Here is a 24,925-nt window from a genome sequence, read left to right on the forward strand (position 1 = left end):
TCGAACCATGTCTGAGACCTCGCTTGACCTCACGCTGGACGGCCCGTCACTCACCGCTCGCCTCGTCGACTTCCCCTCGGTCAGCGGTGACGAGAAGCCCCTCGCCGACGCGATCGAGCAGGCGCTGCGCGGCCTGCCGCATCTCACCGTCGACCGGCACGGCAACAACGTCGTGGCGCGGACTCGGCTGGGCCGCGGCGAGCGGGTCATCATGGCCGGGCACATCGACACCGTCCCGATCGCCGGCAACGTGCCCTCGCGGCTGGACGCCGACGGGGTGCTGTGGGGCTGCGGCACCAGCGACATGAAGTCCGGGGTCGCCGTACAGCTGCGGATCGCGGCGACGGTCCCCGAGCCGAACCGCGACCTCACCTTCGTCTTCTACGACAACGAAGAGGTCGCCGCGGACCTGAACGGTCTCGGTCATGTGGCCGAGGCGCACCCGGACTGGCTGGAAGGTGACTTCGCCATCCTGCTGGAACCGTCCGACGGCGAGGTCGAGGGCGGCTGCCAGGGCACGCTGCGGGTCCATCTCCGTACGACGGGGGAGCGGGCGCACTCCGCGCGCAGCTGGATGGGGTCCAACGCCATTCACGCCGCGGCGCCGATCCTGGAGCGGCTCGCCACGTACGAACCGCGCCGGCCGGTCATCGACGGACTGGAGTACCACGAGGGCCTCAACGCGGTGGGCATCGAGGGCGGCGTCGCCACCAATGTGATCCCCGACGCCTGCACGGTCGTCGTCAACTACCGCTACGCGCCGGACATCGGCGAGGACGAGGCCATCGCCCATGTCCGGGAGGTCTTCGCCGACTGCGGCGTCGCGGAGTTCATCGTGGACGACCACTCGGGCGCGGCCCTGCCGGGCCTCTCGCACCCCGCCGCTGCCGCCTTCATGGCCGCCGTCGGCGGCACCGCGAAGCCGAAGTTCGGCTGGACGGACGTCTCCCGTTTTGGCGCGCTCGGGGTGCCCGCGGTGAACTACGGCCCCGGTGACCCGATCTTCGCCCACAAGCGCGACGAGCATGTGGCCGTCGAGCGGATCGACCACTGCGAGAACCGGCTGCGTGACTGGCTCACCAAGTGAGCAGCGGACGGACTGCCGGAATTTCGCCGTTTGTCACCTCCAGGGACCTACTCTTGCCGGGAACGACGTACAGCAGCGGAAGGAGCAGGTCATGGGCATGCCTGACGGAGAACAAAGGCCTGAGGAACAGCGGCTCGGCCCGGTGATCCGCCGTCGTGAGCAGGTTCAGCCCGGCACGACCGATCAGCGGCTGCTGGACACCGAAGGCGACTCCGAGTGGGTGCACACCGACCCCTGGCGGGTCATGCGCATCCAGTCGGAGTTCGTGGAGGGCTTCGGCGCCCTCGCCGAACTCCCCAGCGCCATCAGCGTCTTCGGCTCGGCACGCACCCCGCAGGGCTCACCGGAGTACGAGGCGGCCACCCGTATCGGCGGGGCACTGGTCGACGCCGGATTCGCGGTGATCACGGGCGGTGGCCCCGGCGCGATGGAAGCGGCGAACAAGGGCGCGCGGGCCGCGGACGGTGTCTCCGTGGGCCTCGGCATCGAGCTGCCCTTCGAGCAGGGGCTCAACGCGCATGTCGACATCGGCGTGAACTTCCGCTATTTCTTCGTCCGCAAGACGATGTTCGTGAAGTACGCGCAGGGCTTCGTGGTCCTGCCGGGCGGCCTCGGCACGCTGGACGAGCTGTTCGAGGCGCTCACTCTGGTCCAGACCCGCAAGGTGACCCGATTCCCGATCGTGCTCTTCGGTACGGAGTACTGGGGCGGCCTCGTGGACTGGCTGCGGAACACGGTCGTGGCGCAGGGCAAGGCGTCCGAGAAGGACCTGCTGCTCTTCCACGTCACGGATGACGTGGACGAGGCGGTGGCGCTGGTCACGAAGGAGACCGGCCACGACGGCTAGGGCCTCTCGTTTGGATCTTGCCGGGCTCGCGTGCCCTGGCACCGCGCCTCGCCGCGTTGTCGTCACTCCACGACGCTCCGCGTCGCCTCACTCCTCCGCCTTGCGATCCACGGCACCAGACCCCGCTCCCTGATCCGGCCTGATCCAAACGAAAGACCCTAGGGCGCCGGACAGGCTCTGGTCCTTCGCTTCGGGCACACCGGGCTCCTGGGCCACAGGACCAGCCCATCAGCCCGCCTGCCCACAGGGCCGCCGAGGCCGGCCCGCTCAGGCCAGGCCCCGGCGGGCCACCGCCGGGGGACGGTGGCCCGCGATCGTCGCCACCATGTCCAGAATCTGCTTGGTCTCCGCCACCTCGTGGACGCGGTAGACCCGCGCCCCGAGCCACGCCGAAACCGCCGTCGTCGCCAGCGTGCCGAGCAGGCGCTCCTTGACCGGCTTGTCGAGCGTCTCGCCCACGAAGTCCTTGTTGGACAGCGAGACCAGGACCGGCCAGCCGGTCTCCGCCATCTCGTCCAGCCTGCGGGTGGCCTCCAGCGAGTGGCGGGTGTTCTTACCGAAGTCATGACCGGGATCGATCATGATCCCGTCCCTGCGGACACCCAGTTCCACGGCGCGCTCGGCCAGCCCCAGCGTCACCTCCAGGATGTCCGCCACCACATCGTCGTACGCGACCCGGTGCGGCCGGGTCCTCGGCTCCGCGCCGCCCGCGTGCGTACAGACCAGCCCCGCGCCGTACCGGGCGGCGACCTCGGCAAGCGCCGGATCCACCCCGCCCCACGCGTCGTTGAGGAGATCCGCGCCCGCCTCGCAGACGGCCTCGCCGACCTCGTGCCGCCAGGTGTCGACGCTGATCACCACGTCCGGGTAGCGCCGCCGCACCTCGGCGACGAAGCCGACCGTACGGCGCGCCTCCTCCCCGGCCGTCACCTCGTCGCCGGGTCCCGCCTTCACCCCGCCGATGTCGATGATCGCGGCGCCTTCCGACACCGCTCGCTCGACACGATCGAGGGCCGGTTCGTCGCGGAACGTCGCGCCCTGGTCGTAGAAGGAGTCCGGGGTCCGGTTGACGATCGCCATGATCACCGGCTCGTGCGTGTCGAATTCCCGCCGTCCCAGCCGCAGAGTCCCGCTGCGCATCCCCTGTGTCCTCCTCGCGTACGTACGCCTGCGACCTTAACCGTCCCGAACCGCTCGGTCTTAACTGTCAGTGGCTCATGGCACGATCGGGACAGGACGTTTTCCTGCCAGGGGAGAAGCTCGTGTTCTTGTTCTTGCTCATCGCGATGGTCGTGGTCGTCGCCGCGGTCACGCTCGCGGTCGTCGGCGGCGGCGATCGCGCGCTCCTGCCCGAGACCACCCCGGAACAGCTGGTGGACCCCCTGCCCGCGACCCGTCCGGTCGGCCGCGCCGATGTCGACGCCCTCCGGCTGCCGGTCGGTATGCGCGGCTACCGGATGGCCGATGTGGACGATGTGCTCGGCCGCCTCGGCGCGGAGCTCGCGGAGCGGGACGCTCGGATCGCGGAGCTGGAGTCGGCGCTGGCCGGGGCGCAGGCGACCGCCGTGTCGTCGCCCGACCTCTTCAAGAAGCCGGGAGAGGAGGCGGGCCGATGACCGACGGCGGCACCGAGCAGCCGGGGCCGGACGGCGGCACCGAGCCGGGCCCCGATGGGCGGCCCCGCTGCCCGTGGGGCCTGTCCACCGAGGACTACCTCGCGTACCACGACTCCGAATGGGGCCGCCCGGTCCACGGCGACGACGCCCTGTACGAACGGCTGTCCCTGGAGGCATTCCAGTCCGGGCTGTCCTGGATCACGATCCTGCGCCGCCGGGAGACCTTCCGCGCCGCTTTCGACTCCTTCAAGATCGCCTCCGTGGCCGAGTTCACCGACACGGACCGGGAGCGGCTGCTCGCCGACCCGGGCATCATCCGCAACCGCGCCAAGGTCGACGCGACGATGGCCAACGCGCGGGTTCTCGCGGGCTGGTCCGCGGGCGAGCTGGACGGCCTGATCTGGTCGTACGCGCCCGACGCGGCGAAGCGCCCGGCGCCGAGGACGACGGCGGACGTCCCGGCGGTGACGGACGAGTCCACGGCTCTGGCCAAGGCGCTGAAGAAGCGTGGCATCCGGTTCGTGGGGCCGACGACGGCGTATGCGCTGATGCAGGCGTGCGGGCTGGTGAACGACCACTTGGCGGACTGCGCGGTACGCGAGCCGTAGCACCGCACGGCGGGTACGGGGCGCGGCCCGGGGGCCGAGGAGGCACCCCGTATCCCGTCGCCCGTACCTCCGTCCCCCGTACCCCCGCGCGGCGGACCACGCCTACCGGGTCACCCGCCCACGTACGTCGGCTTCTCCTTGGACAGGAACGCCCGCACCGCGATCCCGTGGTCCTCCGACGCCCCCGCCCTCGACTGGAGTTCGTCCTCCTTGTCCAGCGTCTCCGCCAGCGAGTGCCCCGCCCCGTAGGCCAAGGACTCCTTGATCGCCGCGTACGCGAGCGTCGGGCCCTCGGCCAGCGCGCGGGCCACGGCGGCGGCCTCGGACGCCAGGTCGGCCGACGGCACCAGGCGGTTCACCAGACCCCATTCGTACGCCTCGGCGGCCCGGACCGACCGGGGGAACAGCAGCAGGTCCGTGGCACGGGCGCGGCCGATCAGGCGGGGCAGTGTCCACGAGACGCCGGAGTCGGCGGTCAGTGCCACCCCCGCGAAGGACGTGTTGAACGTGGCGGTGTCCGAGACGATCCGGTAGTCCGAGGCGAGGGCGAAACCGAGGCCGGCGCCCGCCGCGACCCCGTTGACGCCCGCGACCACCGGCTTGGGCATCTCGGTGATCGCCCGCAGGATCGGGTTGTAGTGCTCGCGCACCGTGCTCATCGTCTCGCCGGTACCCGCCTCACGGTCCGCTTCGAGCAGGGCCACGTGCTCCTTGAGGTCCTGGCCCACACAGAACGCGCGGTCGCCGGAGGCGGTCAGCAGGACGCTCCGTACAGCGGTGTCGGCGGCTGCCGAGAGCAGCGCGTCCCGGAGGGCGACCTTCGTCGCGATGTTCATCGCGTTCATGGCCTCGGGCCGGTTGATCGTGATCGTTGCGAGTCCGTCACTCACCTCGTACAGCACGGTGTCGGCCATGATCGGGTCCCCTTTGCGGCTCGGACGGTCCTGTCCGGGCCCAGCATGGCGGAGATCCATACCGGCGGTCATGTGACCTGCGTCTAAGAAAGTCGGGTCCCGGTGGCGCGCGGGGTGGCGAAGTATCGCAGGCGGATCGCCGAATTGCGTGGTTTTGCGAGAGCGCGTTGCCCAAGCGATGCCGTCCGATGTTGGTCATCGGGTCCCGCCATGCGGGATAATGGGCTGAAGCAATGTGTTCGATGCCGGTGACACAGCGCCTGTCATGGGGCCGCCGGCTGCGATGAGCTGGTTTCAGGAAGGGGAACGAGCATGGCGGCCATGAAGCCGCGAACGGGCGACGGCCCGCTCGAGGTGACCAAGGAGGGGCGGGGCATCGTCATGCGCGTTCCGCTCGAAGGCGGCGGTCGGCTTGTCGTCGAGCTGACTCCGGACGAGGCGGACGCACTCGGCGACGCGCTGAAGAAGGTCGTCGGCTGAGCGGAACGCTCACAGTCTTCGGGGTGGGTCACCCCCGGACCGGCACCACCGTAGCTGCCCCGGTACCGACGAGAGTCCGTACCGGGGCAGCGCTTTGTCCTGATGTCCTGGGGGGTACGGACTCGAAGCCGCGTGCGGCCCGGGTTGTACGAGGGTTGTACGAGCACGAGCACGAGCACGAGCACGAGCACGAGCACGAGCACGAGCACGAGCACGAGGTCGTGTCGGTTCAGCCGCGGCGTACCGCGCAGAGCAGGCCGTCGCCCACCGGCAGCAGAGACGGCAGCAGCTCCTGGCTCTCCCGTACGGCCCGCAGCAGCTCCCGCAGGCGCAGCACCTCCGCGGGCTGGGCCGCCGAGTCCACGGTCCTGCCGTCGGCGAACACGCCCTCGAAGCAGACGAGGCCGCCGGGTCTGAGCAGACGCAACGATTCAGCGAGATAGTCGAGGCACTCAAGACGGTCGCCGTCGCAGAAGACGAGGTCGTACCCGCCGTCCGCGAGGCGCGGCAGTACGTCCAGGGCGCGGCCGGGGATGAAGCGGGCGCGATTGCCGGCGAAGCCGGCGGCGCGGAAGGCCTGCCGCGCGAACTGCTGGCGCTCGGGCTCGGTGTCGACCGTGGTCAGGACGCCGTCCGGGCGCATGCCCAGGAGCAGATACGTCCCCGAAACACCGGTCCCCGTGCCGATCTCGGCCACCGCCTTCGCGTCCAGCGTGGCCGCGAGCAGACGCAGCGCAGCGCCGGTGCCTGGTGACACCGAACGGAGCCCTGTCTCCCGGGCCCGGTCCCGGGCCCAGTGCAGTGCTTCGTCCTCGGCGACAAAGGCGTCGGCGAATGCCCAGCTCGTCGGCCGGTTGGCGGTAATGACCCTCTCCTTGTCCCCGTTGTCGGCGCAACGGTGACTGTATCCGCTGTGCCCGGGAACCCGCAGATGGGACCAGGCGTTATGAGAGGGCGGGGAACGCGTGGATCGAGGCCGGGGACCGGACCCAAATCCGCGTAAAGATTCTTATCCGGAGCTAACGGGCGGAGTGGCTATGGTAGGGGCTCCACTGGACACCACCAGAGCCGATAGGGGAGGTGCGGCTGCGCCTGTGGATCGGGGAGGAGTGCTCAAGCGCTTTCTCAGTTCAGTCGGCGAGCCGAAATCCGTGACCAACATTGCTGACCGGCCTCGCTCCAACGACTCCGCAGTTACCGCGACCTTCGCATCGGATGCGGAATCGCAGGCGTGGACTCCCCCCAGCTGGGAGGAGATCGTCAGCACGCACAGCGGACGTGTCTACCGCCTCGCCTACCGCCTTACGGGCAACCAGCACGACGCCGAGGACCTGACCCAGGAAGTCTTCGTCAGAGTTTTCCGCTCGCTGTCGACCTACACCCCCGGCACCTTCGAGGGCTGGCTGCACCGCATCACCACCAATCTGTTCCTCGACATGGTCCGGCGCAAGCAGCGGATCCGCTTCGACGCGCTCGGTGACGACGCGGCCGAGCGGCTGCCCAGCCGTGAGCCGTCGCCCCAACAGGTCTTCCACGACACGCACTTCGACGCGGACGTCCAGCAGGCGCTGGACACGCTCGCGCCCGAGTTCCGTGCCGCGGTGGTGCTCTGTGACATCGAGGGGCTCAGTTACGAGGAGATCGCGGCCACGCTCGGCGTGAAGCTCGGCACCGTACGCAGCCGGATCCACCGTGGCCGCTCGCATCTGCGCAAGGCCCTCTCGCACCGTTCCCCCGAGGCTCGGGCCGAGCAGCGCGCCTTTGTGAGCGTGGCGGGGGAGGGCGGAGCGGCGTGAGTGGCACAAGTTCGACCCCCGCCGAGCATCATCTGGGGGACCGACTCGCCGCGCTGGTGGACGGGGAGCTGGACCATGACGCGCGCGAGCGTGTGCTGGCCCATCTGGCGACCTGCGGTCAGTGCAAAACGGAGGCCGACGCCCAGCGTCGGCTGAAGAGCGTCTTCGCGCAGAGCGCTCCGCCGGCCCCCTCCGCGGGACTGCTCGCCAGACTCCAGGCGCTTCCCGGCGGACTGCCCGGAGATGACGACGACGACGGAAAAGGACTCTTCGCCGGGGGACGCTTCGGTGAGGGCGTCTTCGGCATGCGCACGGACGGTTTCGGCTATGTGCCCGCCGGTGCCCACGCGGCCACGCTCCCCGGCGACTCCGGTTTCCGGATCCATGAGGTCGGGCGCCAGGAGGCCGAGCGGTCGCCGTGGCGTGGACGGCGCTTCGCCTTCGCGGCAGCCAGCGCGGTGTCGTTCGCCGCGATGGCCCTCGGCGGGACGATGCCGCTCGGCACGGCCGCCGACACCCTGCCGCGCGGTGTGGGTAACAACGTGACCCCCATGCGGGCCCCCGGCACCACGGTCCCGGTCTCCGTGGGCAGCGAATCCAACCGCCGTCAGGGCGCTGGAGGCGGCAGCGGAAAGCAGTCGCAGTCCGCCGACCGTCCGGTCGCCGCCGCTCCCCCCGGGATGTTCCAGGCGCAGACGCTCTCCGAGCGCGCGTTCTCGACGGGGGTCCTGCCCGGTGGCTCGTCGCCGGGGCCGTTGATCCAGCCCCCCGGCCCGGTCCTCCAGATCGACGCGGCTTCCGGGGTCGGTCCCACGACCACCCCCCGCCCCACCCAGCTCGCCGCCCCGACACTGCCTTCCGTGCCGGTTTCCACCCGGCGCTGACCGGTGTGGCCCCAGGTCCCTGCGCGGTCATTCGTAAACCTGGTTGAATCCCCTGCAGGGGCGCCCCTGGCCGGGCGCGGAGCGGCAGTTGCGGGGAGAACATGGACGACGGGAAGCCCACCGGACCCAAGGCGAAGTGGTGGAGCCGTCCCCCGGCGGGACGCGCGGTACCGCAGGAGCCCGAGGTGTCGCCCGCCCGCGACGGCGAGGCGACGACGGAGTCACTCCCGCGCACTGATGACGTGTCAGCCGACGCAGTGGTTGACGCGGCGGTCGACGTGCCGACGCCCGCCGATCAGGTGCCGACGCGGTCCGGGCCGGCTCCGGTGACCGCCGACGAGGGGTGGATCTCCGCCCATCCGGCTCCCGTTCCCGTCGATTCGGTCCCCCTGCCCGCAGATTCGCCTTCGGCCTCTCCCGGCGCGGCTCCGCCCGCTTCCGGTGCGGCGCCCACCCCTGTCGGTGAGGTGACGAGCCCCGTCGGCGAGGCCGCCGTACCTCGGCGGGGGCGCCGGCAGCCGCTGCACGAGCCCGACGAATACAGCACACCTCCTTACGGCGGTCCGGGACCCTGGGCGCTCGCACCACCCGTACAGCGCCCGACCCCGGCGCACGGCACTCAACTGCCGCCCGTCCCGCCGCCGTACGCCGCGCCGCACGGCGCCCACGAGGGCGGAACCCTCCCGCCGGCTCATCCCGCCCCGCAGCAGCCCCAGGACGCCGCGCAGCCCCCTCCGCGGGGCTTTCAGCAGCCGCAGCCGGGGAGCCATCCCCAGCCTCAGCCCTCGCCCGCGGTCCATCCCCACTCCCCGCCCGCGGCCCACCCCCAGGTCCAGACGTCGCAGTGGCTCCAGTACGACCCCTGGAGCAGCCCCGCCTCCGTGCCCGGACAGCAGCCGCTGACCCAGTACGGCGAGCCGCGCCCGAAGCGGCGGCGCGCCGGGCTCGCGGCCGCGCTGCTCCTCGCGTTCGCAGCCTGTGTCGTGGGCGGCGCGGCCGGCGCGTACGTCGAACGCAACGGGGGCTTCACCAGCGTCGAACTCCCGCAGTCGAGCGGGGAGTCCGGTGGCCGGGCCCCCGACAGCGTCGCGGGCATCGCCGCCAGCGCCCTGCCCAGCGTCGTCACCCTGCATGTCAGCGGCAACGGCGAGCAGGGCACCGGCACGGGCTTCGTCCTCGACCGGCAGGGCCACATCCTCACGAACAACCACGTCGTCTCGCCCGCGTCGTCCGCCGGAGAGATATCCGTCACGTTCAGCGGCGGCGAGACCGCCAAGGCGAAGCTCGTGGGCAACGACAGCGGCTACGACCTGGCCGTCGTCAAGGTGACCGGGGTCTCCGGGCTGAAGCCGCTGCCGCTGGGCAATTCGGACGCCGTCCGGGTCGGCGACCCGGTGGTGGCCATCGGCGCCCCCTTCGACCTGTCCAACACGGTGACCTCCGGGATCATCAGTGCCAAGGAGCGCCCCATCACCGCCGGGGGTGAGAAGGGCGACGGAAGCGACATCAGCTATGTGGACGCGCTCCAGACCGACGCCCCGATAAACCCCGGCAATTCCGGCGGTCCGCTGGTGGACGCCCGCGCCCGCGTCATCGGCATCAACAGCGCGATCCGCGCGGCGGACAGCGGCTCCGGCCTCGACGGCGGCCAGTCCGGATCCATCGGTCTCGGCTTCGCGATACCCATCAACCAGGGCAAGCGCGTCGCCGAGGAGCTGATCAACACGGGCAAGGCCACTCACCCCGTGATCGGCGTCAGCCTCGACATGGACTACGCGGGGGACGGCGCCCGGGTCGGCGCCAAGGCCGCCGACGGCGGTCCCGCCGTGACCACCGGCGGTCCCGGGGCCAAGGCCGGAATCAAGCCCGGGGACGTCATCACCGAGGTGAACGGCCAGCGGGTGCACAGCGGCGAGGAGCTGATCGTCAAGATCCGTGCCCACCGGCCGGGCGACCGGCTGAAGCTGACCGTGGTCCGCGGCGGCAAGGAACGGCCCGTCACGCTGGCCCTGGGCTCGGCGTCCGGCACCTGAAGGTCACCCGGAGGTACCGCCCGTACAGGTCGGGCGGGTACCGTGGGGCGGCCCGGACCCTTGACCCATCTCAGGCCAGGACGACGACGACCTCGACCCCGTCCGACCACCTCGACCCCGTCTGTGGGCACGGAGAACCGAAGGAGCAGCAAGGTGTTCAATGACGTCGGTGGCCTCGAACTGGTCACGATCGTGATCCTTGCCATTCTTGTCTTCGGTCCGGAGAAGCTGCCCAAGGTCATCCAGGACGCCTCGCGCTTCATCCGCAAGATCCGCGAGTTCTCCGAGAGCGCCAAGGAAGACATCCGCTCCGAGCTGGGCCCCGAGTTCAAGGACTTCGAGTTCGAGGACCTCAACCCCAAGGCGTTCGTCCGTAAGCAGCTGATGGACGGCGACGACGAGTACGGGCTGAAGGAGATCCGCAGCAGCTTCGACCTCCGTAAGGAGATCTCCGACGTCACGGACGCGGTGAACGGCCGGGAGTCCGACTCCGCCGCGTCGGACACACCGGCGGCTCCGGTGGCCTCCGCGAGCGGTTCCACCGGGACTCCCGATCTGCTCAAGAAGCGCGACACGCCGGATCAGCCAGTCCGGCCGCCTTTCGACGCAGACGCCACCTGAGCACCGCCTATCCCTACGAGTCGGGCACCGGGTGGCTATCCTCCATCTGTCCGGCAGTGAGGCGCCCGTCGAGGGCGGGCCGCTGCGGACGTACGAGATCGAGGAGGCGCGGGCCAGATGGAGACGACGAGTCAGGCAGGGGCGCGGAGCGCCGCCAGCTCATCCACCGCCGAGGGCTTGACCACGGGCCGCCGTACGGCCGCCGACTATCTGCGCGCATCTTTCCCCTGGTACGGACTGGACGAGGCCTTCACCGGGCCCCGCTGGCTGATGCAGGTCGGCGCCACCGCCGACGGCACCGTGCGGCACGGCGCGACGGGCCACGGCGAGGAGCCGTCGATAAGACCGGACGCGGCCAGCGTGGAGAAGGAACGCTTCGCTGTGGTCGTCACGGTGGCCACCAGCCCCGAACGCACCACCAATGACGGCAGGGGGCAGCTGGACGCCACCACGGCCGCCTCGGCGGCCTGGCTGGCCGGGGCGGGGCTGCTGTCCTCCACCTGGCCGGTGCAGCTGGACCACACCCTGCGCGACGACTGGCTGAAGCAGCAGACCGAAGCCGCGTTCGAGCTGGCCGACGATCTCGACGGGGCCGCCTGGTCGTCGCTCTCGCTGCCGGTCGACGGAGTGTCGACACCCTTCCACTACCGCGAGTCGGAGTTCGGCTGGGTGCTGGCCGGTTCGCCGGAGGGCGGGGTCCATCTGGGCGCGTACGGGCGGGGGATGAGCGCGTACGGGCTCGGCTTCTCGGTGATCGCCGACATCAGGTCGTACGGCGCGTAGGCGGGCCCGCGAGGGCGGCACATCGCGGCACATCGTGCGCCCGCAGGTACACGCCGCGCGCATGGGTAAGGGGCGACCGCAATGGCGGCCGCCCCTTACCTGTGGTCCTGGTGTCCGAACGCCCGGCGGGCGCCGCGGACTCAGAACTTGTTGCGCGGGGTGACCCCCAGCGACATGCCCGACAGGCCGCGCTGCCGGCTGCCCAGCTTGGTCGCGACCTCGCGCAGCGCCGTGGCCGCCGGCGAGTCCGGGTCGGAGAGCACGATCGGCTTGCCCTCGTCGCCGCCCTCCCGCAGCCGTACGTCGATCGGGATCGCACCCAGCACCGGCACCGTGGCGCCGGTCGTCTTCGTCAGCCCCTCGGCCACCAGCTTGCCGCCGCCCGTGCCGAAGACGTCGATCATCTCGTCGCAGTGCGGGCAGGGCAGACCCGACATGTTCTCGACCACGCCGACGATCTTCTGGTGGGTCTGTACGGCGATGGAGCCGGCCCGCTCGGCGACCTCGGCCGCGGCCTGCTGCGGCGTGGTGACCACCAGGATCTCGGCGTTCGGCACCAACTGCGCCACCGAGATCGCGATGTCGCCGGTCCCCGGGGGCAGGTCCAGCAGCAGCACATCGAGATCGCCCCAGTAGACGTCCGCGAGGAACTGCTGGAGCGCGCGGTGCAGCATGGGTCCGCGCCACACCACCGGCGTGTTGCCCGGCGTGAACATGCCGATGGAGATCACCTTCACGCCGTTCGCCGACGGCGGCATGATCATGTTCTCGACCTGGGTGGGCTTGCCGTCCGCGCCGAGCATCCGGGGGACGCTGTGCCCGTAGATGTCCGCGTCGACCACGCCGACCTTCAGCCCGTCGGCCGCCATCGCCGCCGCCAGGTTGACCGTCACCGAGGATTTGCCGACCCCGCCCTTGCCCGAGGCCACCGCGTACACCCGGGTCAGTGAGCCGGGCTGGGCGAACGGCACCTCACGCTCGGCCGTCCCGCCGCGCAGCGAGGCCGCCAGCTCGCGCCGCTGCTCGTCGCCCATCACATCCAGCGTCACATCGACGCGCGTGACGCCCTCGACCCGGGCGACCGCGTCCGTCACCGTGCGCGTGATGGTGTCGCGCATCGGACAGCCGGACACCGTGAGATAGACCGTGACGGCCACCGCACCATCGGCACCGATATCCACCGATTTCACCATGCCGAGATCGGTGATCGGCCGGTGGATCTCGGGGTCGTTCACCGTCGCCAGCGCGTCGCGCACCGCTTCTTCCGCGGGGACGGCGGTTCCGTACGTGTCGGTAGCCATACGGAGATGGTACGGCGCCCCGAGCCACCGGGGAAAAATCCGTCAGCGGTCGGATTCCTCACGTCCGTGCCCGCTCTCCGTGGGGAATACGACACGGTGTTCCACCATGTCGCGCACCAGATCCTGGAGCTCGGAGCGGATCCAGTCCCTGGTCGCGACCTCTCCCACGCCGATGCGCAGAGCCGCGATCTCCCGGGTCAGGTACTCGGTGTCCGCGATCGAGCGCTCGTTCTGCTTGCGCTCCTGCTCCTGTGTGACCCGGTCCCGGTCGTCCTGGCGGTTCTGCGCCAGCAGGATCAGCGGCGCGGCGTACGAGGCCTGGAGCGAGAGCATCAGGGTCAGGAAGATGAACGGGTACGGGTCGAAGCGCAGCGGGCGCGGGGCCGCGATGTTCCAGATCACCCACACGATGATGATCAGGGTCATCCAGACGATGAAGCGGCCCGTCCCCAGGAAGCGGGCGACCCGTTCGGAGAGCCGCCCGAAGGCCTCGGGGTCGTACTCCGGCAGGAGCTTGCGCTGCGGGGCGCGCGGCTGGTCGAGCCGTACCCGGCCGCCACGCGACAGCGCGGTCGACCCGGCGCCGGAACCGGTCCTCGGGCGCTCCCGGCCGCTGCCCTCCTTGTCCTGGCGCTCAGTCGCCACCGGGCACCTCTCCCAGGTCGTGGAAACCGGCCTCGCGCCAGTCGTCCGGCAGCAGGTGGTCGAGTACGTCATCGACCGTCACCGCGCCGAGCAGCGCCCCGGTGTCGTCCACGACGGGCACCGCGACCATGTTGTACGCCGCGAGATGGCTGGTGACCTCGGGCAGCGGGGTGTCCGGGGGGAGCGGCGGCAGGTCGCTGTCCACGATCGAGCTGACGAGTGTGTACGGCGGGTCCCGCAGCAGCCGCTGGAAGTGGACCGTCCCCAGGTACTTGCCCGTCGGGGTCTCGTCCGGCGGGCGGCACACGTAGACCTGCGCCGCGAGCGCGGGGGACAGGTCCTGCTGCCGTACCCGGGCCAGCGCGTCCGCCACCGTCGCGTCCGGCCGCAGCACGATCGGATCGGTGGTCATCAGGCCGCCCGCGGTCCGCTCCTCGTACGCCATCAGCCGCCGTACGTCGGCCGCGTCGTTCGGCCGCATCAGGGTCAGCAGCCGTTCCTTGTCCGCCTCGGGCAGTTCGGAGAGCAGATCGGCCGCGTCGTCCGGGTCCATCGCCTCCAGGACATCGGCCGCGCGTTCCTCCTTGAGCTTGCCGAGGATCTCCACCTGGTCGTCCTCGGGCAGCTCCTCCAGGACGTCCGCGAGCCGGTCGTCGTCGAGGGCGGCGGCCACCTCGGCCCGCCGTTTGGGCGTCAGATGGTGCAGCGCGTTGGCGACATCGACCGGACGCAGCTGCTCGAAGGTGGCGACGAGACTCTCCGCGCCCTGCCCTTCCTCCTCCAGGGAGAAGCCGGTGACCGCCGACCACTCGACGGTCAGCGCCTCGCCCGTCCGCCGTCCGCCACCGCCCTTCCAGGGAAGGCCTCCGCGCCCGGCCATCTGCCGCAGCGCACCGCCCTTCCCGCCGCGCCGTACGAAGACCTTGTCGATCTCCCAGTCGCGGCGGGCCGGCAACTGCTGGACGGAGACGTCGACAACCGTCACCTCTTCGTCCGTCTCCACCAGCCGCACCCGGCGGTCGAGCAGCTCGCCGAGGACCAGGCGCTCCGTCGGCCGCTGCTCGAAGCGCCGTACGTTGACCACGCCCGTGGTGATCACCTGGCCCGACTCGATGCCGGTGACCCGGGTCATGGGCAGGAAGATCCGGCGTCTGCTGAGCACCTCGACGACCAGCCCGAGCAACCGCGGCGGGCGCCGGCCGACCCGCAACATCGCCACCAGGTCACGGACCCGCCCCACCTGGTCGCCGCTGGGATCGAAGACCGCCACACCGGCCAGATGGGAGACGAAGACCCTCGGGGCGACTGCTGGCATGCCGAGCGCCTCCTTGCTCCGTGCCGTCTCACTCCGTCTGGAACGTGTCGCTCATGGAATGTGTCGCTGAATGTCCCTCTATCCACAGGGATAACGGGTTCAGGCTAGCCCGTACCGCTGCGGTACGCCTTGGCGGATCCACCCGCACGCCTCCTGTACGGCTCTCTGTCGAGAGCTGCGTCCGGCCCGGGTACGCTGCGGTCTGCCACCCCCCGCGCGCGTTTGAGAGGCAGTCCGTCTTGTCCGTTCTCCCGTGGTCCGGCCGTGCCCGTAGAGCCGCTCTCGCCGCCTCGCTCTGTGTGGGACTGGCCGTGCTGCTCACCGCGTGCGGCGAGGACGAGGACCCGGACAAGGGGACGAACGGCGCCGGAAAACTCACCGCCACCCAGATCGAGAAGAAGGCACAGACGGCCGCGGACACGGCGGGCGCGGTCCGCCTCTCCGGCTCGCTGGTCAGCAAGGGCCAGACGTACAAGCTCAATATGCGGCTCAAGGAGAACGGCGGCATGGGCTCGGTCACCTCGAAGAGCAGCACGTTCCAGCTGCTGCGCATCGAGGACACCCTCTACCTGAAGGCCGACGCCGGGTTCTGGAAGCACGCGGACGACGAGTCCGGGAGCGGCAAGGGAAGCGCCGCGTCCAGCGACGAGGACGCCTCGGTCGCCGGAAAGCTTTCGGACAAGTACGTGAAGGTCCCGCAGGAGGACCCGTCGTACAAGCAGCTGAGCGGCTTCACGGACAAGAGCGTGCTGCTCGACGGGTTGCTGACGCTGCACGGCGAGCTGAGCAAGGGCGACCGCGACAGGATCGGCGGCGTACGGACCATCAAGGTCAACGGCAGTGAGGGGGCCGGCGGGACGCTGGACGTCTCGCTGGAGGGCACGCCGTACCCCCTGCAACTGGTGCGCGCGGGCGGCGCCGGGACGGTCACCCTGACCGACTGGGGCAAGGACTTCGAAGTGGAGGCGCCGACCAAGGAGCAGACCGTCGACTACGGAAGCCGGCTTCCCGGGTCGGCCGGCTGACCTGCTCCGGGGGCTCGGCCCCGGGCTCCTCGGTGGCTGCCGAGGGCTCAGCCCTGCTTCCCCTTCGTGCCCTTACTTCCCTTGCCCTTGTTCCCGCCCTTGCCGCGCCTCAGCAGCAGCCGTCCCAGCGACGCGGGCGCGGGCTCACGGGTCGTCGCCCCGGTCGGCAGCGGTACGGCCGCTCCGGAGCCCTGCGGCATCTCGGTGATCGCGTCCTGGGGCACCAGCCGCAGCACCCGGCACTCACGTGCCCAGCGTTCGGCGATGACCTCGGCGTCCGGGGCGTTGAGCCGCTTGCCCTTGAGCTCGGCGACGGCGGTCTCCCAGGCCTCGGAGCGCGGCGGGAGTTCGGTGACCGCCGCCGTCCACGCGACGAGCCGGCCGCCCTTGTCCTTGCTGCGTACGGTCACCTCGGCCGCGACGCCGTCCACGAGCCCCGGCAGCGGCTGCTCCCCGGGACCGTCCCCGACCAGCAGCGCCGCGCCCTCGTGCCAGATGTGCCAGAGCGCACGGGCCGGTTCCGAGCCACGCACCCAGATGAGGGCGGACTTCTTGGTGGCCTCCTCGACGAGCGCCTGGCCGAGCTGCGGTTCTGTCATGCGCGCAGCCTATCCAGCGGCGGGAGGTGGCGTTACGGGACTTCGGACTTACTCATCTAGAGCCATCCGTTGCGCTTGAGCGTCCGATGGATCGTCAGGCAGGTGATGCCGATCGCGACGAGCACCATCGGGTAGCCGAACCGCCACTCCAGCTCCGGCATGTGCTTGAAGTTCATGCCGTAGATCCCGCAGACGGCCGTCGGCACGGCGATGATGGCCGCCCAGGACGTGATCTTGCGCATGTCCTCGTTCTGGGCGACCGTCGCCTGTGCCAGATTCGCCTGGAGGATCGAGTTGAGCAGTTCGTCGAAGCCGATGACCTGCTCATGCACCCGGGCCAGGTGGTCGGCGACATCGCGGAAGTACTTCTGGATGTCCGGGTCGATCAGTCGCATCGGCCGCTCGCTCAGCAGCTGCATCGGCCGCAGCAGCGGCGAGACGGCCCGCTTGAACTCCAGCACCTCACGCTTGAGCTGGTAGATCCGCCCGGCGTCCGAGCCGCGCGGCCCGCCCTTCGCCGGCGCCGAGAACACATCGATCTCGACCTCGTCGATATCGTCCTGCACGGCCGCCGCCACCGCGACGTACCCGTCGACGACATGGTCGGAGATGGAGTGCAGCACGGCCGAAGGCCCTTTGGCGAGCAACTCGGCGTCCGACTCCAGGCGGTGGCGGAGATTGCGCAGCGAACCCCTCCCGCCGTGCCGGACGGTGATGACGAAGTCGCGGCCGGTGAAGCACATGACCTCGCCGGTGTCGACCACCTCGCTGGTCGCGGTCAGTTCGGTGTGCTCGACGTAGTGGATCGTCTTGAAGACCGTGAACAGAGTGTCGTCGTACCGCTCCAGCTTGGGCCGCTGGTGCGCGTGCACCGCGTCCTCCACCGCCAGCGGGTGCAGTCCGAACTCGGCCGCGATACCGGCGAATTCCTCCTCGGTCGGCTCGTGGAGGCCGATCCAGGCGAAGCCGCCGCCCTCGCGCACACGCAGCATCGCCTCGTGCGGGGTGACGCAGGGATCGTTCATGACCCGCCGGCCCTCGCGGTAGACCGCGCAGTCGACGACGGCGCTCGACGCGGACGGGTCACGGGTCGCGTCGTACGTGTCGTACTTGCTGTACGCGGCGCTGTTCTTGCGCAGGGACGGGCGGACCGCTTCTCGCAGGTCACGGATCATCGACATGGCGGGCTCCTTCACGCAGAAGCCGTCGGCGAGGCGTGGCACAGCCCGGAATGAGGACGTGACGCATACGTCCGCAAAGCGGGCGGCACCGCGGGTTCGCGGTGACGGCGTTCGCTACAGACAGGCACAAACGCAAGCAAATGAGAGAAGTGCTCTTCCGCTGTGCGGATGCCGTGAGCCTGGACGAATGAGACGGGAAACCGTCAGGCCGACGCGGAGATAATTCGTGCGGAAGAGCGGCTGGTACTGGCCGGGTGACTTCGATCCACCGCAGCCCCACCTCCTCCGGCCGGTCCCCCGTGGGGGATGACGTGATGTCGGGACTGGAGAGCAACGCTTCTGCGTGCTGTCCCAACCAGCGCCCAAGACTAACAGCTGGGCGAGAGTCAATCTCTCCTCTTGCCCAATCCTTAACCGATCTATGCTCCCCGCATGGAAGAAATTCTTGGTCTGGTCGAAGCCCGGCTACGTACGGCGCTGGGAGCCCCGGACGCGCGCGCCGCGGTGACTTTCCTGGGGACGGACCGCATCGAGGTGCTGCGCTTCCTGGACCCGGAAGACACGGCCGATGTGGTGAGGTACGCCACTCTCGGGATGGCGGCGCAGCCGATGACCGACCCGTCGGAGATGCTCGCCGATCCAGAGCGAGGGCCGCGCGCCGAGCTGGTGCTTTCGGTACGGGCCGGGCTCGCCGACACCGACCGGGTGCTGCGCCCGCTGGCCGTGCTGGCCGCGTCTCCGCAGGTGGAGGGAGTGATCGTGGCTCCGGGCAGTTCGCTGGACCTCGGGGAGCCGCTGTGGCCGGGGGCGCCGTTCAGCTCCGTACTGGTCGGGGAGCCCGGCGGGCTGGTGGCGGACCTGGAACTGGACGAGCCCCTGGAGCCGGTGCGGTTCCTGCCACTGCTGCCGATGACACCGAACGAGGCGGCGTGGAAACGGGTCAGGGGCGCGCAGGAGCTTCAGGAGCGTTGGCTGGCGCACGGTACGGATCTGCGCGATCCGCTGCGCCGGTCCGTGGTGCTGGACTGACGCGGCGGAAGCGGCGAGGGGCGGCCGGGTCGGTCGGCGAAGGGCGAGGGGCGGCCGGGTCAGTCGGCGAGGACCGGGACGCTGTCCTCGGTGGCGTGGACCGGCTGGAGTTCCTTCGCCTCGTGGCCCAGCGCGGCACGCCTGACCCCGACGATGACGGCGCCCACGACCGCCGCCGCGGCGGCGACCACGAACGGGATGTGGATATCGCTCCACTCCTCGATCTTCGGTGCGAGGAAGGGCGCGGCGGCCGCCGCGAACCAGCGGACGAAGTTGTAGCCCGCGCTCGCCACCGGCCGGGGCGCGTCCGAGACGTCCAGTGCCAGCTCGGTGAAGACGGTGTTGTTCAGGCCGATGAAGGCACCGGAGACGATCGTCCCCACGATGGCCGTGGTGTGGTTCCCGTACCCGAGGACCAGCAGGTCGACGGCGAGCAGGACGAGCGAGCCGCCCAGCACCTTGAGCGATCCGAAGCGTGACTGGAGTCGCGGGGCGACGAGTACGGAGAAGACCGCGAGCAGCACACCCCAGGCGAAGAAGACCGCGCCCGACTTATAGGGCGTCATGTTCAGTACGAACGGTGTGAAGGCCAGCACGGTGAAGAAGGCGTAGTTGTAGAAGAACGCCGAGGCGGCAGCCGACGCGAGTCCGCCGTGCCCGAGTGCCTTGAGCGGATCGAGCAGCGAGGTCTTACGCGTGGGCCTGGGCTGTTCCTTGAGCAGCGCCGCAATGCAGACGAAGCCGATGGCCATCAGGGCCGCCGTGCCGAAGAACGGGTAGCGCCAGCTGGCGTCGCCGAGCAGGGCCCCCAGCAGCGGCCCGCAGGCCATGCCGAGGCCGAGGGCCGATTCGTAGAGCAGGATCGCCGCGGCGCTGCCGCCGGCCGCCGCCCCGACGATGACGGCGAGCGCGGTCGAGACGAAGAGTGCGTTGCCCAGCCCCCAGCCGGCCCGGAAACCGACCAGTTCCGCTACGGAGGACGACGTACCGGACAGACCGGCGAAGACGACCACCACGGCCAGTCCGGCGAGCAATGTCCTGCGGCCGCCGATCCGGCTGGACACCCAGCCCGTGAGCAGCATGGCGACGGCGGTGATCAGGAAGTACGAGGTGAAGAGCAGCGAGACCTGACTGGGCGTGGCCTCCAGCCCCTTGGCGATGGACGGCAGGATCGGGTCCACCAGTCCGATGCCCATGAAGGCGACGACGGACGCACCGGCCGTGGCCCATACGGCCTTCGGCTGACGGAGCAGGCCGCCTGCTCCCGCTCCTTCGTCGAACGGATCCTCTCCGCGCATGAGGCAGGTCCTCACTCTCAGCTAGATGGTCGGGCAGATCGTTGGGATATACACACGATAAGTTAGCTTCGCTAATAAGTGCAAGTTACATCTATATCGGTCCGTCTCCTCCCGGGCCGGACGGGTGATCGTCCTTGACGCGGCGACGACCGGGGAGGACCGTGGGGCGCTATGAGGGGCGAACCCAGTTGCCCGAAGTGTGGTGGCCGGGTCAGGGCGCCCGGCCTCTTCGCCGACACCTGGCAGTGCGGCGCCCATGGCACGGTGTACCCGCTGCAACCCGTGATACCGCCCAGCGTCGAGGCCCTCGATGTCGTCGTGCAGCGCGCGCGCGTCCCGGTCTGGATGCCCTGGCCGCTGCCCGTCGGCTGGCTGTTCAGCGGAGTGGCGTACGCGGGCGATGACCGCAGCGGAGGCCGCGCCACCGCCGTCGCCTGCTCGGGTCCCGGTCCGCTCGGCGGCCCGGGTGAACTGCTGCTGATCGCCGAGGAGCCCGGCGTCGGGCTCGGGGCGCGCTACGCGGGGATCGACGGCCCGGACCCGGGTCCCGGTATCTGTGTCGACAAGCCACCGCAGGTCAAACTCCTGGCCGCGGGCCGGCCGACCCCGCTCTGGCATATCGCCGACGCCCCGCAGGACCGCGCGGTGTTCGCGGGCGAGGCGCTCGGGCTGTGGCTGTGGGCGATCGTCTGGCCGGAGCAGTCGGGGCTGCTCCTGTACGACGAATTGGTGCTGACCGATCTGCGGGACGCGGGCGCGGAGGTGGAACTGCTGCCCTGCGGGGCGCTGTCGCCGAGACTGCTGTCCTGACGGGACCCCGCCCGAGGCCCCGCGGCCTCGGCCGTGCGTACCCGTGGTGCCGCGCGTGTACCGTCCGGGCCGGTGTCGGGGCCGTACGGACGTGCCGTTACCCTTTCAGCGTCTGCTCTGTCCGCCCCGAGCCCCCGGAGCCCGCGTCGTGCGAATCGACCTGCACACCCACTCCACGGCCTCGGACGGTACGGACACCCCCGCCGAGCTGGTCCGTAACGCGGCCGCCGCCGGGCTCGACGTCGTCGCGCTGACCGACCACGACTCCACCCGGGGTCATGCCGAGGCGATCGCCGCGCTCCCCGGGCTCGACCGGCCCCTCACGCTGGTCACCGGCGCCGAACTCTCCTGCCGGATCGACGGCGTCAGCCTGCACATGCTCGCGTACCTCTTCGACCCGGACGAGCCGGAGCTGCTGAGCGAGCGCGAGCTGGTACGGGACGACCGTGTCCCGCGAGCCAGGGAGATGGTGCGCAAGCTCCAGGAGCTGGGCGTCCCGATCACCTGGGAGCAGGTGACGCGTATCGCGGGCGACGCTTCCCTCGGCCGCCCGCACGTCGCCACCGCCCTCGTCGAACTGGGTGTCGTCGAGACCGTCTCCGACGCCTTCACGGCCGAGTGGCTCGCCGACGGCGGACGTGCGTTCGCGGAGAAGCATGAACTGGACCCCTTCGAGGCGATCCGCCTGATCAAGGCGGCCGGCGGAGTCAGCGTGTTCGCGCACCCGCAGGCCGTCAAGCGCGGCCAGGTCGTGCCGGAGTCGGCGATCGCGCGGCTCGCCGCCGCGGGCCTCGACGGCATCGAGGTCGACCACATGGACCATGACGAGCCGACCCGGACCCGGCTGCGCTCCCTGGCGGCCGAGCACGGGCTGCTGACCACCGGTTCCAGCGATTACCACGGCAGCCGGAAGTCCGTGGAGCTCGGTGCGTGGACCACCGATCCGGAGATCTACGGCGAGATCACCCGGCGCGCGTCCGGCGCGTTCCCGGTGCCGGGTGCGGGCGGAGACGCGTAAGCGTCCGGCGTACCCCTCGTCCTCCCCCTCTCGCAAGGCGCTTCACCCGTGTTCGACTTCGCCGTCTTCGGATCTCTTTTCCTCACCCTCTTCGTGATCATGGACCCTCCCGGGATCACGCCAATCTTTCTCGCCCTGACCTCCGGCCGGCCCGCCAAGGTCCAGCGCGCCATGGCCTGGCAGGCGGTGGCCGTCGCCTTCGGTGTGATCACCGTCTTCGGCCTGCTCGGGCAGCAGATCCTGGACTACCTCCATGTCTCCGTCCCCGCGCTGATGATCGCCGGCGGTCTGCTCCTGCTGCTCATCGCGCTGGATCTGCTGACCGGGAAGTCCGACGAACCCCAGCAGACGAAAGACGTCAATGTGGCGCTCGTGCCGCTGGGCATGCCGCTGCTCGCGGGACCCGGTGCGATCGTGTCCGTCATCCTCGCCGTGCAGCACGCCGAAGGGGCGGCCGGACAGGTCTCGGTCTGGGCGGCGATCGTCGCGATGCATGTCGTGCTCTGGCTGACCATGCGCTACTCGCTGGTGATCATCCGGCTGATCAGGGACGGGGGCGTGGTGCTGGTGACCCGGCTCGCCGGGATGATGCTCTCGGCGATCGCCGTGCAGCAGATCATCAACGGGGTCACCCAGGTCGTACAAGGTGCCTGACCGGGTGTGCGACAGGCAGCGCCCCTGTACGAGTGATCCGTGCAGGGGCGCTTCGTCAATCGCGTCGAGGTGGTACTCGACCGAGGCAGTGCGTAAGGGTTATGAGGCCGGGGATTCGGCCGGTCGGATGTAGATGCGCTGGCCTATCGAGGCGGCCTGCTGCACGATCCGATTGACGGAGGCGGCGTCTACGACGGTGCTGTCCACGGCGGAGCCGTCAACATCGTCAAGTCGCATGATTTCGAAGCGCACGGGCTTCTCCCTTCGTCCGATCCTCCTGCTGGAGAACTACTGGAGAGCTGGTGAGCGGCAGGTGAACCCGCCGTTACCTCTCTCTCCAACGGGTTGCCCTCTGCAAACATTCCCTACGCTAAGGAAATTTTTCGGCTGACTAAGTACTGGCGGGTACGTTGCGGCCGTACTGGCGGGTACGGTGTCGTCCACAGAGAATGAACCGCGTATGAACGAGGCAGAGATCAACCCAGAAGTCATCGAGATCGGCGCCCGTCTGGAACGCACCAATGAGTTGCTCCAGCGCATGCTCGCCGAGGTCGCCAAGACTCCGTCCACTCATGCCATCTTCGTCGACGCCGGTTACGTCTATGCTGCGGCCGGGTTGCTTGTAGCGGGCACCGAAGACCGGCGTTCCTTCGACCTCGACGCCGAGGGGCTGATCGAGGCCTTCATCGACAAGGCCAGGATCATCTTCGCGGACAGCCGGCTGCTGCGGGTCTACTGGTACGACGGCGCCAGGCGCCGTATCCACACCCCCGAGCAGCAGTCCATCGCGGAACTGCCCGACGTCAAGGTCCGGCTCGGCAATCTCAACGCCAACAACCAGCAGAAGGGCGTCGACTCCCTGATCCGGACGGATCTCGAATCGCTCGCCCGGCACCGCGCCATCAGCGACGCGGCCCTGGTCGGCGGGGACGAGGACCTGGTGTCGGCGGTCGAGGCCGCCCAGGGGTACGGCGCCCGGGTCCACCTCTGGGGTATCGAGGCGGGGGAAGGGCGCAATCAGGCCGAGCCGCTGCTGTGGGAGGTCGACAGCCAGCGCACCTTCGAACTGGACTTCTGCAAGCCGTACGTCACCCGGCGTCCGGTCACCACGTACGAGCACGAGGGCGAGCCGCCGCCCAACCGCGACCAGGTCCGTTTCATCGGCGCGCAGATCGCGGCGACCTGGCTGGTGGAGCGGGGCCGGGACGCGATGGCCGAGCTGCTGCCGGGACATCCGTACCTGCCGGGGCCGGTGGATCAGGATCTGCTGATCGAGGCGGAGAAGCTGCTCCAGCGGTCGCTGCGGGGCCATGCGATGCTGCGGCGATCGCTGCGGGACGGTTTCTGGCAGCACTTGCAGGCCCAGTACTGAGCCCGCAAGTGCCGAGTACGGAGTCCGCAAGTGCCACCCGTAGCTGCACGTGCCGCTCAGTAGGCGCCGTCCCAGAATTCCGTCAGCGCGGCGGCGGTCTCCAGCGGCCGGTCGGTGTTGGGAGAGTGCTGCGCGCCCGCGACGACCGTCCTGCGGGCCCTGAGCCGCGTCGCCATCGAATCGAACAGCGTCACCGGCCAGGTGTCGTCGCGCTCGCCCGACACCACGTGCTTGGGCAGCGGCTGTACGGCGGCCAGCTCGTCCACCCGGTCCGGCTCCGTGGTCAGCTGCCGGCCGGTGGCGATCAGCTGGACCGGATTGGTCCGCAGCCAGCGCCCGCGCAGACCGGAGCCGTCGACCGGCGTCTCCTCCGGGGGATCCATCGCTCGCATGGCCTCCCAGACCTGCTCCATCGTCATGGTCGCGAGCGCGTCGCCGAGCATCTTCAGTCGCTGCCGCTGGAGCTCGGAGACCTGTGCGGGCCCCGAGGACATCAGCGTCAGCGAGAGGAACGGGCTCCGTTCGGTCAGCACGGCGGCGCGGGCGATCTGGCCGCCGAGCGAGTGCCCGAGAAGATGCACGGGAGTGTCGAGCGCCGCTGCCTGTGCGAGCACATCCGCCGCCAACTCACCCTGGTTGTAAGCCTCTTGGGTGTCCGGTCCCTCGGTCTCGTACTGTCCTCGGCCATCCACGGCGACGGCTCGGTAGCCGGACTCGGTGAGCGGCTCCAGCAGCGCGATGAAGTCCTCCTTGCTGCCGGTGTACCCGGGTAGCAGGAGTACGGTCCCCTGCGGCACCCCGGTCGGCCGTGCGTCGAGCACGGCGAACCGCCCGCGACGGGTCGTCAGGGTGCGGGCGTGGGCACAGGGGGGCGGGGTGAAGGTGGGCGGCCGACTCATGCGACGAGGCTAACCGCGCCCCCGCGAGCCCGGCGCCGCGCCCCCGGTGCTCCCGGCGTACGCCGACGGCCCGGCACCCCTGTGGGGCGACGGGCCGTCGGGCGGTGCGT

Annotated in this window: 27 protein-coding genes; 16 read left to right on the plus strand and 11 right to left on the minus strand. The window is 70.2% G+C overall.

The features are described 5' to 3' along the window. Nucleotides 1–7: 7 nt before the first annotated feature. Complete coding sequence (gene dapE, locus ACIQD6_RS03095; RefSeq protein WP_401877397.1) at nt 8–1,087, plus strand: succinyl-diaminopimelate desuccinylase; 1,080 nt, start codon at nt 8–10, stop codon at nt 1,085–1,087. 91 nt (nt 1,088–1,178) lie between these two features. Beyond that, the gene (locus ACIQD6_RS03100; protein WP_401877398.1) at nt 1,179–1,934 is read left to right on the plus strand and encodes a TIGR00730 family Rossman fold protein; all 756 of its coding nucleotides are present in this window, start codon (nt 1,179–1,181) and stop codon (nt 1,932–1,934) included. Between the two features lie 267 nt (nt 1,935–2,201). Here ACIQD6_RS03100 and folP read toward each other — a convergent pair whose 3' ends face one another. Further along, nucleotides 2,202–3,074 carry a dihydropteroate synthase gene (folP, locus tag ACIQD6_RS03105; protein WP_401877399.1) on the minus strand — a complete coding sequence of 291 codons (873 nt, stop codon included), beginning with the start codon at nt 3,072–3,074 and terminating at the stop codon, nt 2,202–2,204. A 122-nt stretch (nt 3,075–3,196) separates the two neighbouring features. On the opposite strand from folP, the gene ACIQD6_RS03110 reads away from it, so the two are divergent. Then, nucleotides 3,197–3,550: a DivIVA domain-containing protein gene (locus ACIQD6_RS03110; protein ID WP_401877400.1), complete on the plus strand. Its 354-nt coding sequence runs from the start codon at nt 3,197–3,199 to the stop codon at nt 3,548–3,550. After that, complete coding sequence (locus ACIQD6_RS03115) at nt 3,547–4,158, plus strand: DNA-3-methyladenine glycosylase I (protein ID WP_401877401.1); 612 nt, start codon at nt 3,547–3,549, stop codon at nt 4,156–4,158. Before ACIQD6_RS03110 ends, ACIQD6_RS03115 begins: the two co-directional genes overlap by 4 nt. Before the next feature lie 110 nt (nt 4,159–4,268). On the opposite strand, the gene ACIQD6_RS03120 is transcribed toward ACIQD6_RS03115, so the two are convergent. Next, nucleotides 4,269–5,072 (minus strand): enoyl-CoA hydratase/isomerase family protein, encoded by an 804-nt coding sequence (locus ACIQD6_RS03120; RefSeq protein WP_401877402.1) that lies wholly within the window; start codon nt 5,070–5,072, stop codon nt 4,269–4,271. A 312-nt stretch (nt 5,073–5,384) separates the two neighbouring features. On the opposite strand from ACIQD6_RS03120, the gene ACIQD6_RS03125 reads away from it, so the two are divergent. Beyond that, entirely contained in the window at nt 5,385–5,552 is a 168-nt protein-coding gene (locus ACIQD6_RS03125; protein WP_003966491.1) for a DUF3117 domain-containing protein, read from the plus strand. A gap of 229 nt (nt 5,553–5,781) precedes the next feature. Here the strand turns inward: ACIQD6_RS03125 and ACIQD6_RS03130 are convergent, their stop codons facing one another. Continuing rightward, nucleotides 5,782–6,417 (minus strand): O-methyltransferase, encoded by a 636-nt coding sequence (locus ACIQD6_RS03130; protein WP_401878097.1) that lies wholly within the window; start codon nt 6,415–6,417, stop codon nt 5,782–5,784. Nucleotides 6,418–6,589: 172 nt separating this feature from the next. Here ACIQD6_RS03130 and sigE point away from each other — a divergent pair, with 172 nt between their 5' ends. The 5 genes from sigE (at nt 6,590) to ACIQD6_RS03155 (ending at nt 11,669) form a co-directional block, all read left to right on the plus strand. Next, a complete protein-coding gene (gene sigE / locus ACIQD6_RS03135; RefSeq protein WP_401877404.1) occupies nt 6,590–7,348 on the plus strand; it encodes an RNA polymerase sigma factor SigE in 759 nt (252 codons plus the stop codon). Beyond that, nucleotides 7,345–8,232 carry a zf-HC2 domain-containing protein gene (locus ACIQD6_RS03140; protein WP_401877405.1) on the plus strand — a complete coding sequence of 296 codons (888 nt, stop codon included), beginning with the start codon at nt 7,345–7,347 and terminating at the stop codon, nt 8,230–8,232. Before sigE ends, ACIQD6_RS03140 begins: the two co-directional genes overlap by 4 nt. Before the next feature lie 101 nt (nt 8,233–8,333). Beyond that, nucleotides 8,334–10,265: a trypsin-like peptidase domain-containing protein gene (locus ACIQD6_RS03145; protein ID WP_401877406.1), complete on the plus strand. Its 1,932-nt coding sequence runs from the start codon at nt 8,334–8,336 to the stop codon at nt 10,263–10,265. Nucleotides 10,266–10,418: 153 nt separating this feature from the next. Continuing rightward, nucleotides 10,419–10,886 (plus strand): sec-independent translocase, encoded by a 468-nt coding sequence (locus ACIQD6_RS03150; protein ID WP_401877408.1) that lies wholly within the window; start codon nt 10,419–10,421, stop codon nt 10,884–10,886. A 117-nt stretch (nt 10,887–11,003) separates the two neighbouring features. After that, nucleotides 11,004–11,669, plus strand: coding sequence for a hypothetical protein (locus ACIQD6_RS03155; RefSeq protein WP_401877409.1), 666 nt, complete (start codon nt 11,004–11,006; stop codon nt 11,667–11,669). A gap of 140 nt (nt 11,670–11,809) precedes the next feature. On the opposite strand, the gene ACIQD6_RS03160 is transcribed toward ACIQD6_RS03155, so the two are convergent. The 3 genes from ACIQD6_RS03160 to ACIQD6_RS03170 are packed head-to-tail and all read right to left on the minus strand — an operon-like array spanning nt 11,810 to nt 14,930. Next, nucleotides 11,810–12,970: an Mrp/NBP35 family ATP-binding protein gene (locus tag ACIQD6_RS03160; RefSeq protein WP_401877411.1), complete on the minus strand. Its 1,161-nt coding sequence runs from the start codon at nt 12,968–12,970 to the stop codon at nt 11,810–11,812. A 42-nt stretch (nt 12,971–13,012) separates the two neighbouring features. Next, nucleotides 13,013–13,615, minus strand: a complete 603-nt coding sequence (locus tag ACIQD6_RS03165; protein WP_401877413.1) for a DUF1003 domain-containing protein — start codon at nt 13,613–13,615, stop codon at nt 13,013–13,015. Next, entirely contained in the window at nt 13,605–14,930 is a 1,326-nt protein-coding gene (locus tag ACIQD6_RS03170) for a magnesium transporter MgtE N-terminal domain-containing protein (protein WP_401877415.1), read from the minus strand. Before ACIQD6_RS03170 ends, ACIQD6_RS03165 begins: the two co-directional genes overlap by 11 nt. Nucleotides 14,931–15,169: 239 nt before the next feature. On the opposite strand from ACIQD6_RS03170, the gene ACIQD6_RS03175 reads away from it, so the two are divergent. Then, a complete protein-coding gene (locus ACIQD6_RS03175; RefSeq protein WP_401877417.1) occupies nt 15,170–15,955 on the plus strand; it encodes a hypothetical protein in 786 nt (261 codons plus the stop codon). Nucleotides 15,956–16,002: 47 nt separating this feature from the next. Here the strand turns inward: ACIQD6_RS03175 and ACIQD6_RS03180 are convergent, their stop codons facing one another. Together ACIQD6_RS03180 and ACIQD6_RS03185 are read right to left on the minus strand one after the other, a co-directional pair. Continuing rightward, nucleotides 16,003–16,554 carry a hypothetical protein gene (locus ACIQD6_RS03180; RefSeq protein ID WP_401877419.1) on the minus strand — a complete coding sequence of 184 codons (552 nt, stop codon included), beginning with the start codon at nt 16,552–16,554 and terminating at the stop codon, nt 16,003–16,005. A gap of 56 nt (nt 16,555–16,610) precedes the next feature. Continuing rightward, a complete protein-coding gene (locus ACIQD6_RS03185) occupies nt 16,611–17,735 on the minus strand; it encodes a magnesium and cobalt transport protein CorA (RefSeq protein WP_401877421.1) in 1,125 nt (374 codons plus the stop codon). Between the two features lie 432 nt (nt 17,736–18,167). Between ACIQD6_RS03185 and ACIQD6_RS03190 the strand changes: the two genes are divergently transcribed. Further along, nucleotides 18,168–18,764, plus strand: a complete 597-nt coding sequence (locus tag ACIQD6_RS03190) for a suppressor of fused domain protein (RefSeq protein ID WP_401877423.1) — start codon at nt 18,168–18,170, stop codon at nt 18,762–18,764. A 59-nt stretch (nt 18,765–18,823) separates the two neighbouring features. Here the strand turns inward: ACIQD6_RS03190 and ACIQD6_RS03195 are convergent, their stop codons facing one another. Further along, a complete protein-coding gene (locus ACIQD6_RS03195) occupies nt 18,824–20,062 on the minus strand; it encodes an MFS transporter (RefSeq protein WP_401877424.1) in 1,239 nt (412 codons plus the stop codon). Nucleotides 20,063–20,233: 171 nt separating this feature from the next. Between ACIQD6_RS03195 and ACIQD6_RS03200 the strand changes: the two genes are divergently transcribed. From ACIQD6_RS03200 to ACIQD6_RS03210, 3 genes are all read left to right on the plus strand, one after another. Then, nucleotides 20,234–20,872 (plus strand): DUF6758 family protein, encoded by a 639-nt coding sequence (locus tag ACIQD6_RS03200; protein ID WP_401877426.1) that lies wholly within the window; start codon nt 20,234–20,236, stop codon nt 20,870–20,872. A gap of 148 nt (nt 20,873–21,020) precedes the next feature. Next, a complete protein-coding gene (locus ACIQD6_RS03205) occupies nt 21,021–21,890 on the plus strand; it encodes a PHP domain-containing protein (protein ID WP_401877428.1) in 870 nt (289 codons plus the stop codon). A 48-nt stretch (nt 21,891–21,938) separates the two neighbouring features. After that, nucleotides 21,939–22,544, plus strand: a complete 606-nt coding sequence (locus ACIQD6_RS03210) for a MarC family protein (protein WP_401877430.1) — start codon at nt 21,939–21,941, stop codon at nt 22,542–22,544. 99 nt (nt 22,545–22,643) lie between these two features. Here ACIQD6_RS03210 and ACIQD6_RS03215 read toward each other — a convergent pair whose 3' ends face one another. Then, nucleotides 22,644–22,796, minus strand: coding sequence for a hypothetical protein (locus tag ACIQD6_RS03215; RefSeq protein ID WP_401877431.1), 153 nt, complete (start codon nt 22,794–22,796; stop codon nt 22,644–22,646). A 208-nt stretch (nt 22,797–23,004) separates the two neighbouring features. On the opposite strand from ACIQD6_RS03215, the gene ACIQD6_RS03220 reads away from it, so the two are divergent. After that, a complete protein-coding gene (locus ACIQD6_RS03220; protein ID WP_401877433.1) occupies nt 23,005–23,916 on the plus strand; it encodes an NYN domain-containing protein in 912 nt (303 codons plus the stop codon). A gap of 56 nt (nt 23,917–23,972) precedes the next feature. On the opposite strand, the gene ACIQD6_RS03225 is transcribed toward ACIQD6_RS03220, so the two are convergent. After that, nucleotides 23,973–24,815 (minus strand): alpha/beta fold hydrolase, encoded by an 843-nt coding sequence (locus tag ACIQD6_RS03225; RefSeq protein WP_401877435.1) that lies wholly within the window; start codon nt 24,813–24,815, stop codon nt 23,973–23,975. Between the last annotated feature and the right edge of the window lie 110 nt (nt 24,816–24,925).

It is taken from the genome of Streptomyces sp. NPDC088400 (genome assembly GCF_044753355.1).
In the GTDB taxonomy this organism is placed as follows: Bacteria; Actinomycetota; Actinomycetes; order Streptomycetales; family Streptomycetaceae; genus Streptomyces.